Here is a 12,151-nt window from a genome sequence, read left to right as displayed (position 1 = left end):
AACTTTTTGCTTGCTATTACTCCAACTAATTTTAATGATTACATTAATTTTATTAACCAAAAAATTTTACCCTCTTAAACTATTAAAAGCTATAGCAATTATATTTTTAATTTGTATGCCCTATAGTATTTATTTTAATAAATACTTATTCAAGTTGATCTAAAATCCAACTACTATTAGGAGTATAACTACCAATACTACTGTATCAATACTTTAAAAAACTTTGAAATATTGAAAAGATTTACGTTTACTACTCTTATTTATGCGTTTTCATTAATTTTTATATATGTAATTACTTAGTTTGGTATAGCTTTAACGTAGTAAATATAGGAACTTACAGAATGCTTCTTATTATGACACCGGTAGGTAAGCATTCTACTTGGGAGTGACATGACACATTTTGAATCACTTGAAAACGTACAGTATAATTATTAGAGTTAAAAATCTGTGCTTTCAAATTTAATTCACTTAAATGAGTTTGTTGTTTTAATATATTCGAACAAAGCTGAATAAATATATATTCTATATCTCCAGATATGCACAAACTTGTAAAAAGCGCATTAAAGTTTCTTTTAAGATTTTAGTAATTTTCCCAAGTAATTGCACCTAAAGTTTAGATGTTATGTATACGATCAGATAATTTTATAGAGCTGTATTATATCTTTTTGCTTAATCAACAAATTTAAGCTTTCCTCGGCAGTAAGGTTTAATTCTAATGAAACTTTCCATATGTTTCTCTATACTTATAATCCAAAAATGCTATTAATCATTTCGTCAGTTAATGACGTATTATCAATAGTATCATGAAGTAAAGCAGCTTGTAGCATTATTGCAGTAAAAAGCTTAGCTACTTATTCAGCTACAAACTCAGCACGCATAATCGCCAGTTTAATCAGATGATAATAATAAGGACACTTGATTAACAGATTTGTGAGCCGTGATATTTATATTTACGGGTGTAGTAAATATCTTGTGTGACTTTCTCTTCTATATCACAGGATTTTGCACTTTAGTGTTTAAATCTTTAAGATTATCAAGTAGTTTCTTAGCATAAAGATAAATTTCAAACTTGTTTTACCACAAGCTTATACCTTCAATACAAGTTATTTTTTATTTTTGTTAATAATAGTTGATGACAATTAAAGCAAAAATTAAAAATTGCAATAACAAATCATCTTCTAACTATAAACATATTAGTAACTTTCGGTTATTTTATATTTTAGCAACTATCATTTTGGTTTATTAGCTGCTTTAGCTTCTTGTTCCTGCTGTAATTTATACTCTGCTGCTTTTTCTTCTACATAATTTAAAAAGAAGTAAGTAAAAGTTAAAAAACTAGTAAGAATAATAGTAAAAGTTATTAATATTAATTTAAGCTCTGTCCTTGCATTTTTAGCTTTTAAATGCTTTTCTTCCTCTTCATCAATATAAGATTCAGAGGTTAAAATTTCTTCTTCTTGATTGTCCATATTTTAATTCTTTAAAATTAACTTATATCTAAATGATAAAGTTTAATTATCACCTGATAAAAGTCATCTATAGAGGCAATGAAAATAAATCAATCACTATAATTGTTGATTGTAATAACTATGTACTTAATAAATCCTCTTTCTCTAAAAATACTGTGCATTCTATTTGACGATGTTTAACAAGTCCTGCTAGTTTTTAACATAGACCCAATAAGCTCAATTCATATATGGATTTCGTAGCAGATGGAGTTTTATAACTAGAGCAGAATTTTTTAGCTAAGGATTAAAAGAATATCAATACAAATCAAACGAGTCAATTAAAAATTATGACATAGTCGATTACAAGTTCTCTAAAAAACTTCTAGAATTTATAAATGTAACTACAAATGCACATGAACCTTTTAAAGGTTCAATAATTGCCAAAAAAAGAAAATTTTAAAATTTTGTTTTCCCGTTTCAATGAACTTAAACAAGTATCCAACTGTATGGAATGGCTCCCCGAGCCGGATTCGAACCAGCGACCGAACGGTTAACAGCCGTTTGCTCTACCACTGAGCTACCGAGGAAGAATTTTAGATAACTTCTTATAACAAATCTTTTCTATAACGTCTAGCGTTTTCTTTATATCAAATAAAAAAATTAATACAGATCAAGCGATCAAAAATTACTCATCACCTATTTTTAAAGCAGCAATAAAGGCAGATTGCGGGATTTCAATATTACCGTACTGTCTCATTCTCTTTTTACCTATTTTTTGCTTCTCAAGAAGCTTACGCTTACGGGTTATATCACCACCATAACATTTAGATAATACGTCTTTACGCAGGGCTTTAATAGTCTCACGGGCAATAATACGGCTACCTATACTTGCTTGAATCACTATATCGATTTGCTGTATTGGTATCAAGTCCTTTAACCTTACACATAACGCCCTACCCGTCTGCTCGGCACGAGAGCGATGTACGATTGTGGATAATGCATCAACCGCCTTACCGTTAACCAAAATTCCAAGTTTAACAAGCTCAGAAGGTGCATAAACATCCATTTGCCATTCAAAACTTGCATAACCTTTAGAACAGCTTTTTAAACGATCGTAAAAATCATAAACTATCTCATTTAACGGTAATTTATAAACTATTCTAGCCCTGTTTGCTATGTAGCTGTGATCTAACTGTACTCCCCTTTTTTCAGTACAAAGCGATAATACTGCACCTAAAAACTCATCAGGTACAATTATAATTGCCTTAATCCATGGCTCTTCGATTGACTCGATTTTTTGTAAATTAGGTAAATCTGCTGGGTTATAAATTTCCAAGCTCTCACCATCTCGCATATAAATTTTATATATCACGCTTGGTGCGGTAGTAATTAAATCTAAATCAAACTCCCTACTTAAACGTTCCTGAATAATCTCTAAATGTAGTAACCCTAAAAAGCCACACCTAAAGCCTACTCCGAGTGCTGAGGAGCTTTCCATTTCATATTCAAAGCTGGAATCATTAAGGTGCAATTTAGCAAGCGAATCCTTTAGATACTCAAACTCTGAACTATCCGTTGGATAAAAGCCGCAAAACACTACAGGTAAATTTGGTTTAAAGCCAGGCAATGCTTGCTCACAAGGCTTTTTCTCATCAGTTATAGTATCCCCGACTTTACAATCCGCTACCTGCTTTATAGAAGCAGTAAAGAAACCAATCTCCCCTGCATATAAAACATCCGCAATATGTTTTTTCGGAGTAAAATATCCAACATGCTCAACTTTATAAACTGAGTTTGTAGCCATCATTTTAATACGCATATTCTTACGTAAAGCCCCATCAATAATACGTACTAAAATAACCACGCCAAGATATGGATCATACCAACTATCAACAAGCAAAGCTTTCAAAATATCATCACTACTTTCTTTTGGCGGAGGTAATTTATTTACTATTGCTTCTAAAACTAAATCAATCCCTATACCGCTTTTAGCAGAAATTAGCAGCGCCTCACTTGCATCAATTCCGATTATATCCTCTATTTGCTGCTTAACATGCTCAGGTTCGGAAGCAGGTAAATCAATCTTATTAAGCACCGGTACTATTTCGTGGTTATTCTCGATTGCTTTGTAAACGTTTGCAAGCGTTTGTGCCTCTACTCCTTGCGTACTATCAACTACCAATAATGAGCCTTCACAAGCAGCTAAAGACCTGCTAACTTCATAAGCAAAATCGACATGTCCTGGAGTATCCATTAGATTCAAATAGTAAGTATTACCGTCTTTAGCCTTATATAAAAGCTTTACTGTTTGTGCCTTAATAGTTATGCCGCGTTCTTTTTCGATATCCATCGAATCTAGCACTTGTTTGCTCATTTCTCTAGCCTGAAATCCACCGCAATGTTCAATTAACCTATCTGCTAACGTAGATTTACCATGATCGATATGAGCAATTATTGAAAAGTTCCTTATATATTTTTGATTATTCATAATTATTGTGATATAATTTACATTTGTTTATTGCGGTTATCACCTTTGTCATGCCCGCATATACATTGTTGCGTGTATCAATTATACTCCTGTCATCCCACGACTTGATCACGGGATCCAGTCTGCTTTAATTTTTTTTGGATACTGTGGTCAAACCACGGTATGACAGCAAATGTATTTTTCAGTCCATGCAACAACCACTACACACGGGAGTGACATAAACACACCCCAAACAATCACGATAATATATAGCAAAATCAAAATTTATAACAGGAAAAAATAATGTACGCCGAAATAGAAAATTATGTAAAAAAAATTGAGCAATCTTTAGAATTGCTTGAGAGGTCTCTTTGATATCAAAACTGCAACTAAACGATTAAAAGAATTAGCAGAACTAACAACAAACCCTGATTTATGGAATGATCAGGTTAATGCACAAACATTACTTCGAGAAAAAAGTACTTTAGAAGAAAAACTAAATACTTTGAATAAACTGAAATCTAATTTAAAAGATACTTTAGAACTTGAAGCACTAGCTGAAACTGAAAATGACTTAGAAACACTTGCACAAGTTAAACAAGATCTTAAAAATTTAAGCATAATTGCTGCTAAATTTGAAACAGAATATTTATTTTCAGGGGAAGCAGATTGTAATAATTGCTTTTTGGAAATTAATGCTGGAGCAGGAGGAACTGAAAGCCATGACTGGGCATCTATCATGATGCGTATGTATTTGCGTTTTGCCGAAAGATTAGACTTTAAAACTGAAATAATCAATATGATTAACGGCGAAGAAGCAGGCATTAAATCATGTACAATTAGGATAATAGGCAAACGTGCTTACGGCTGGTTTAAAACTGAAGCAGGAGTTCATAGGCTGGTGCGTATTTCCCCGTTTAATGCGGCAGGTAAAAGAATGACTAGTTTTGCAAGTAGCTGGGTATATCCCGAAATTGATGATAATATATCAATTACTATTGATGATAAAGATTTAAGAATTGATACTTTCAGAGCATCAGGAGCTGGCGGACAGCATGTTAACACTACAGATTCTGCCGTACGTATAACCCACATACCGACAGGAACAGTAACGCAATGTCAAAGCGATAGGTCACAGCATAAGAATAAAGCTCAAGCTATGAGAATGCTTAAAGCCAAACTCTATGAGCTTGAAATGCAGAAACGCACAGACAATATTAACGAACAGAATGCAGCTAAAACCGATAATAGCTGGGGACACCAAATTAGGTCATATATACTGCAACCGTATCAAATGGTGAAAGATTTACGTACCGATTATGAAACTTCCGACACTAGAGGAGTGCTTGATGGTAACCTTGAAGAATTTGTTTCTGCAAGCCTTGCTATGAACGCCGGTAGTAAAAGATAAATTATTTATATATTGTACTCTATCTATGTCATTTTCACTAGGCTTTATTACGTAGAGCGAAAAACACATACCTAGTGTATCATATCGTGTCCAAGCCACGCTATCCAGAAATACAACTTACAATACTAATTAATCGGTATCTCTCTTGCATCTTGTTCTTTAACCTCAGTGCGAGGTAAAATAATAGTAAGTATTCCATTCTTAAGGTTTGAAGAGATATTTGTTTGATCTACATCCTCATATAATGATATTACATAATTAAAATTTTTATTCATATAATTATCTAAATCATCAGATTTATTTTTTTCTTCTATATTCCCTGTAATAAATAATTTATTTCTGCTTACTTTGACCTTAATTTGACTTTTTTCAAATCCAGGTACTTCCATAACAACAATATACTGCTTATCTTTAGTAATAAAATTACTTTTTATGCTATTAGATTCATACAACGACAATCTATTTCTAAATAAATTATCAATATTTGTCATTTGATTATCTATTAAATCGGCTACTTGACGCAAAGCCGTCGCATGACCAGCATCATAATTCTTATTAGCCATTGCAATATTACTTGATAAAATAATAGCTGCTATAGACGGAATATATAATCTTACATTCTTTAACATAAAACCACCATTAATTTTGTTAGTTATATATTTATAATATATAAAAATTATCTATTTAAAATTCAAGTATAATACTTCCATAATTTACTGAAAGTATGCTGACCAAAGTGAAAACTAATAATCCCTACAAAAATAGTTTGATCCTCTATACTCCATAATATGTCTAAATATTCCACTAACAGGGTATAACTTTTTAATGATTTATATTGAACATAATTTAACTCCTACATAAATTACAAAGCAGCTATAAACAAGCACTGGTCTTACTGAGCAGTTCAAAAGCATCAACCCAACTAACACCTGATTTATAAGTGGAGTAAAGAGAGAATATTGCTATGTCATTTTGCGATATGGTAAGCCCTGTAAAAGTTTTAGATTGATTGAGTTTGTTATTAGCAATTTGGCGATCTGAAACATTTATCTCGTGTTTTTGTCGTTATAATGTCGTATATTTTTAAAATTTCAGTAATGATAGAGCTAATAAAGCCTATTATAACTGCAAATAAAGTAATAATAAATACCTACACCTATATAAATCTTAGGATAAAGTATAGCAAAATTACCACACCAAGAAAGGGAAAGGCGGAGTTGTCTCATGGGTTTAAAAATTTCTTATGTCATGACTGTAAAAGTGGGAATGACATAGAAGCCATACAACAAGATGTTAAAAACTACTTTAAATTAGACCAAATACGGTTTTTGGCAATATAGAAAAAGATAGTAAATACTACTAAAAACATCATGACTTTAAGACCCATAGCTTTACGGTGTTCCATTTCCGGCTCAGCTGCCCATTGTAAGAATACTGTAACATCATGCGACATCTGCTCTACGCTTGCATTAGTGCCGTCCATATAAGTAACCTGCCCATCTGTAAGCGGCGGCGGCATTGCTATTTGCTCACTAGGAAAATAGGGATTATAATGAGTGCCTTGCATCAGCTTAAAATCTGCCGGTGGTTCTTTATAACCGGTAAGCAGCGAATATATATAATTAGCTCCGTCATGACGTGCTTTTATTATTAAAGATAAATCAGGAGGATATGCTCCATTATTAGCTGATCTTGCCGCTTGCTCATTAGGGTAAGGAGTTACAAAACGATCAGATGGAAGCGCAGGACGGTCAAACATCTCACCTGCATCATTTGGTCCATCTTTTACCGTATATACTTTAGCGATTTCTTTTATTTCATCATCAGAAAAACCAATATCTTTTAAATTACGGTAATATAAATTATTCAAACCGTGACAAACGCTGCAAACTTCTTTATAAACTTGAAAACCTCTTTGTGCAGCTTCACGCTTAACTGTACCAAATACACCATCAAACGACCATTTCATCTTGTGCAGTGGCAATGCTTCTTGACCTGCTAGGCATACGCTAGAGATTATTAGTATGATGATGGAGATAATGAGTTTAATTTTCATAGTATTTTTAAATTTATATCACTGTGTAATTCTAGTTTCTTGATCAGTGTTATTACATAGCTCTTGAAAAATGCTCCGATGCCATACTGTGACTTGACCATGGCATCCAAAATAACAACTTATAACTTTATTTTTCAGGAATTGATCCACACAACAATGCCACGCAGGAATGATATACTACTTTTACAACTGTTCCGGCAATGGCAACGGCTTCTCATATTTACCGATCAGTGGTACGGCGACTAAGAAATGGAAAAAGTAATAACAAGCAGCAAAACGGCTAATGATAATATACGGCTCTTCTACCGGCTGTCCCCCTAAGTAACCAAGCAATAAACAATCTGCCATAAATATCCAAAAAGCAATGCGGTATATTGGTCTATAATTGCTACTTCTGACTTTTGAAGTATCAAGCCAAGGTAGTAAAAACAATACGAATATACTTCCAAACATTAATAGCACACCGCCGAGCTTAGACGGCACGGCTCTAAGGATCGCATAAAATGGTAGAAAATACCATTCAGGTACGATATGAGCAGGTGTCACTAACGGATTTGCCTGAATGTAATTATCGGGATGTCCTAAATAATTCGGTGCGTAAAAAATAAAATAGGCAAATATCATGAAATACACCCCAAAACCGACAAAATCCTTTACGGTATAATAAGGATGGAACGGAATAGTATCTTGAGAGCTTTTAACATCAATACCTTTTGGGTTATTTGAACCATGCTGATGCAAGGCTACTAAATGGAGCATTACAAGGGCAACGATAATAAACGGTAATAAATAATGCAGAGAGAAGAATCTATTTAATGTCGGATTATCAACAGAAAAACCACCCCATAACCATGTAACTATGGATTCCCCTATTAGCGGAATAGCTGAAAATAAATTAGTAATTACTGTTGCACCCCAGTAACTCATTTGCCCCCATGGTAGTACATACCCCATAAAAGCAGTAGCCATCATAGTTAGAAAAATGATAATACCGATATGCCAAAGCAGTTCTCTAGGTGTTTTATAAGAGCCGTAATACAAGCCTCTTGCTATATGTAAGTATACGGCAGCAAAAAACATCGATGCACCTACCGCATGAGTATAACGTAGTAACCAGCCGTAATTTACATTACGCATGATACGCTCAACACTATCGAAAGCATGATCAACATGCGGAGTATAGTGCATAGCAAGCACCACACCAGTAATTATCTGAATTACTAAAGCAATACCGGCAATAGAGCCTAAATTCCATAAATAGCTAAGATTTTTTGGAGTTTGATAATGGCTAAAATGCTTTAGGAAAGAAAAAATAGGTAAGCGATAATCTATCCATTCTATAATAGCATTAGACTTTTTAGTGGTAATATCTTCATTCATACATCACACTACCCAATTCTAATTTTTTTGTCGCTAATGAAGGTATAAGGCGGTACTGCTAAATTTAAAGGCGCAGGACCTCTTCTAACTCTACCTGAAGAATCATATTGTGAGCCATGGCACGGACAGAACCATCCATCATATTCACCTTGATTAGCAAGCGGCACACAACCTAAATGCGTGCAGATCCCGATTGTTACAAGCCAATTATCATAGCCCGCTTTAATGCGCGCCTCATCTGTTTCAGGATCAATAAGCTCTGACATTTTGACTGCTCTTGCTGCGGCTATTTTATCAGGAGTACGGTTGGTGATAAAAACCGGTTTACCTTGCCACTTAACCGTAACTGTCTGCCCTACCGCAATATTTGATAGATCAACCTCAATTGATGATAAAGCTAGCACATCTGCAGAAGGGTTTAAAGAATCAATAAGAGGTAAGAGTGCACATGCAGCCCCGACCACTGCAACACTACTAGCTGTTAGAACCATAAAATCACGACGTGTAGTTTGCTTGTTTTTATTATCTTCAGTATCTGACATATAATTTAAAGTGAAATAAATTAACGATTATTATTAATACCGCTTGAGGTATTAATAAGCTTATTTTGATAGTTATTCATAAGGGTTTATTATAGGATGTTCAGCGTCTGCAACACTATCTACTTGTTTTGGCCTAAGCTTATTTATTGCATCTTCTAACTCTTTTGCTCCTATCCGTTCTTCATACTGATATTCTCCAGGTTCACTTAAACAATTCCAAAAGCTAACTAAATGATTCCAATCAGGACCGAGTTTTGTAGTACAATTTTGAGCAACTGCTTTACTTACATCTAATATCTCGACCATAGTTTTAGTAAAATAATCTATAAATCCGATTTTTTTTAAGCCTAATACCGTATAATATAAAGTAATTAAGGAAGCAACTGTTATAATTAAATACCATTTAGTGATAATAGACCACAAAAAAAACCCCATAGGATTCGCTGCAATTAACCTTCGTAAAGCCTGCCACATATATTTTTCTCACAAAATTTATTACTACTATTCATCTTATTTTATATCACTACATTAGTAAAAATAAAGCAAAATCACGTAATATTATAAATATTTTTAATTAAATAGGAACTTAAGAAGAATGAAATCGGTAAAAATACTAAATTAATTCCTATCATAATAAAAATTAATTGTAAGTTATTATCTTGTAATATTAAACCTGTCATTATAATATCCGGAATTAATAACGGCATAATAAACGTACCAACAAAATTAGCATTCTTCTTAAAATAACATTGCACGCTACCGGATAAAACTACTAAACTACTTGATAAACCTAACATCAGCCATACACTCATAAAGAAAAATATTATCTCAAGCAAAGTTTGATCAAAAAAAATATAAATAATAGGTAAAATAAAAACCAGACCTACCGTACTACTGATAAATATAGCAAAAAATTTAGCTAATATAATTTCTTCATAACTGACAATTGATAATAACAACTCTAAGCTTCCGTCTTCCAAATCAGATTTAAATATAATAGAAGAAAAATTTATTAATGAAATTAATAAACAAATTACCGAAAAAATTAAACCGAATTTGTTAATATCCCTTTCACTATTAACTAAAACAGTACTAATTATGCAAAACAAACAAAATATCACTAGATATTTAATTATATTATTAATGCGATTCTGCACTATAAATTCACGCTTAATTAATACAAATAAATTATTCATGGTTAAATAAGTTATAAATTAAATACATAATAGCTGCAACAGTTACACCTATAACGATTTCTACGATAAATATTCCGATATGTTGAGCAAGTAGCTTATCATTGATAAAATTTGTTAGTGAATAATAATTTAAATAATTATCGTTAAAAAATAGTGATATTGTTCCTACAATTACATATATTGCTACCCCTAAAATAGCAATATAAATTAATACATTAGGAGAGAAGTATCGATTTAATTTTTGATTACCGTAAACTAAATCATAAGCAATGAAGCTAGACACAAATATAACACCTGCTTGAAAGCCACCACCCGGCGAAGATTCACCGTTAAGCTGAATATATATACTGTACAAAATTATATAAGGGATTATAAAACTAGTAATATATTTTATTATTTTGGTCATGCCGTAGTCCCTCCATGGCATCCAGTTTATATTTTTACGGATACCGCGGTCAAGCTGCGGGATGACATCTTTTGAAACATCGTCTCCTTCAAATTTTTTTGAAAATACCAACAAAACGGCAATTCCTGCAATTAAAATTACGCTAGTTTCACCTAAAGTATCATAGCCACGATAGCTAGCAAGAATAGCTGCAACAAGTGAAGGTATACCAATATCGTTAGTAGTATTTTCGATGTAATATTTACTTGAATGCATATGAAGAGGAGCATTATCATCACCGTAATTTGGTAATTCTAGCCCCATATAAGTAAGAATTATTACAAATACTAAACATATTAAACTTGCGGGAATAATATTAGTGTTCTCAATATTCTTTAAATCAGGAGGTAATGTACATAACAAATTCAAATATACACATGTTGATAAGCAAGCTCCAAGTGCTGCTTCAGTCATTGCAACGTCTGGAGCATCCATAATCAGATAAGATATGCCGATTAATAAGCTAAAGACAGAAGAAGCAATCACTGCATTTAGTAAATCTTTAGCAAAAATTATTTTTATGGATATTAAAATCAATAAAAAAGCAATTAAGTTAAGTAGGTAATTGCTGAGATTAAAATTTAAAGCTATATTCATTAGTTTTATAGGATGTTGACTGTATTGTCTAATTGCATTCCCATAAAAGCAGGGATCCAGTAACCTTTATTGTCATCCTAGATAACTTGATCCAGTCTTTTTTTATTTTTTTTCTGGATGCCGTGCTCAAGTCACATTATAACAATAATTCATGATTCCTAGATTACTGCTTTCGTGGAAATGACATTGAAAGCAGCGAGGCTTTACCAAGTGCATGAGTTGCTACCGGATTTAGTAGCAAAATCAATAAAGCAGCTAAAATTAATTTAACAAAGTTAATAATATCTGCTTTAATACAAGCAAAGCCTATTAAGCAAATAGGTACTCCAAAACTCTCAATAACGCTTGCAGCATGTAACTTAGGATAAAAACCAGAAAATCTAAAAAACCCGATTATTCCTGAAAATATAGCAAATAATCCAATAATTACCAATAATATTCCCATATAATATAGTGTCATTATTTTATTTCTTTATGATGTCATTTGTTGTATGGCACTAAAAACCTAAGCGGTTTCCCGTGGCTTGACCATGAGATCCAAGAAAATATTTAAACAACTAATATATTATATATTGTTATTATGGACCCAATAGTCAAACGAACTAGGTG

Annotated in this window: 10 protein-coding genes, 1 tRNA gene and 1 pseudogene; 1 reads left to right on the top strand and 11 read right to left on the bottom strand. The window is 32.6% G+C overall.

Features of this window, described 5'->3' with window-relative positions; genetic code table 11:
• Nucleotides 1-1,229: 1,229 nt before the first annotated feature.
• The 3 genes from A1E_RS01485 to lepA all read right to left on the bottom strand — a co-directional run bounded on the left by A1E_RS01485 (nucleotide 1,230) and on the right by lepA (nucleotide 3,936).
• A complete protein-coding gene (locus A1E_RS01485) occupies nucleotides 1,230-1,469 on the bottom strand; it encodes an RP671a family tick cell line-upregulated protein (RefSeq protein WP_012148461.1) in 240 nt (79 codons plus the stop codon).
• Between the two features lie 491 nt (nucleotides 1,470-1,960).
• Nucleotides 1,961-2,035: transfer RNA gene (locus A1E_RS01480), tRNA-Asn, on the bottom strand.
• A gap of 98 nt (nucleotides 2,036-2,133) precedes the next feature.
• Nucleotides 2,134-3,936: a translation elongation factor 4 gene (gene lepA, locus A1E_RS01475; RefSeq protein ID WP_012148460.1), complete on the bottom strand. Its 1,803-nt coding sequence runs from the start codon at nucleotides 3,934-3,936 to the stop codon at nucleotides 2,134-2,136.
• 282 nt (nucleotides 3,937-4,218) lie between these two features.
• On the opposite strand from lepA, the gene prfB reads away from it, so the two are divergent.
• Nucleotides 4,219-5,326 (top strand): peptide chain release factor 2 gene (prfB, locus tag A1E_RS01470; protein ID WP_155799160.1). Its coding sequence is split into 2 segments (ribosomal slippage): nucleotides 4,219-4,287 and nucleotides 4,289-5,326, totalling 1,107 coding nucleotides; the frame shifts between segments, so codons are not numbered across the junction.
• Nucleotides 5,327-5,451: 125 nt separating this feature from the next.
• On the opposite strand, the gene A1E_RS01465 is transcribed toward prfB, so the two are convergent.
• The 8 genes and pseudogenes from A1E_RS01465 to A1E_RS01430 form a co-directional block, all read right to left on the bottom strand.
• Nucleotides 5,452-5,955, bottom strand: coding sequence for an Hsp20/alpha crystallin family protein (locus tag A1E_RS01465; RefSeq protein WP_012148458.1), 504 nt, complete (start codon nucleotides 5,953-5,955; stop codon nucleotides 5,452-5,454).
• A gap of 671 nt (nucleotides 5,956-6,626) precedes the next feature.
• Nucleotides 6,627-7,382, bottom strand: a complete 756-nt coding sequence (locus A1E_RS01460) for a cytochrome c1 (RefSeq protein WP_041405231.1) — start codon at nucleotides 7,380-7,382, stop codon at nucleotides 6,627-6,629.
• Between the two features lie 183 nt (nucleotides 7,383-7,565).
• Nucleotides 7,566-8,762 carry a cytochrome b gene (locus tag A1E_RS01455; RefSeq protein ID WP_012148456.1) on the bottom strand — a complete coding sequence of 399 codons (1,197 nt, stop codon included), beginning with the start codon at nucleotides 8,760-8,762 and terminating at the stop codon, nucleotides 7,566-7,568.
• 8 nt (nucleotides 8,763-8,770) lie between these two features.
• Nucleotides 8,771-9,304: a ubiquinol-cytochrome c reductase iron-sulfur subunit gene (gene petA / locus A1E_RS01450; RefSeq protein ID WP_012148455.1), complete on the bottom strand. Its 534-nt coding sequence runs from the start codon at nucleotides 9,302-9,304 to the stop codon at nucleotides 8,771-8,773.
• 20 nt (nucleotides 9,305-9,324) lie between these two features.
• A pseudogene (locus tag A1E_RS01445) lies at nucleotides 9,325-9,778 on the bottom strand (DUF2670 domain-containing protein).
• 74 nt (nucleotides 9,779-9,852) lie between these two features.
• On the bottom strand, nucleotides 9,853-10,500 hold the full coding sequence (locus tag A1E_RS01440; RefSeq protein WP_012148453.1) for a heme exporter protein CcmB: 648 nt from the start codon (nucleotides 10,498-10,500) through the stop codon (nucleotides 9,853-9,855).
• Entirely contained in the window at nucleotides 10,493-11,542 is a 1,050-nt protein-coding gene (locus A1E_RS01435) for a DUF4040 domain-containing protein (RefSeq protein WP_012148452.1), read from the bottom strand. Before A1E_RS01435 ends, A1E_RS01440 begins: the two co-directional genes overlap by 8 nt.
• A gap of 163 nt (nucleotides 11,543-11,705) precedes the next feature.
• On the bottom strand, nucleotides 11,706-12,002 hold the full coding sequence (locus tag A1E_RS01430; protein WP_041405230.1) for a Na+/H+ antiporter subunit G: 297 nt from the start codon (nucleotides 12,000-12,002) through the stop codon (nucleotides 11,706-11,708).
• Nucleotides 12,003-12,151 lie beyond the last annotated feature (149 nt).

The organism is Rickettsia canadensis str. McKiel, assembly GCF_000014345.1.
Lineage (GTDB): Bacteria > Pseudomonadota > Alphaproteobacteria > Rickettsiales > Rickettsiaceae > Rickettsia > Rickettsia canadensis.
Note: the sequence above shows the minus strand (reverse complement) of the source record. Positions and strands in the feature narration are given on the sequence as shown.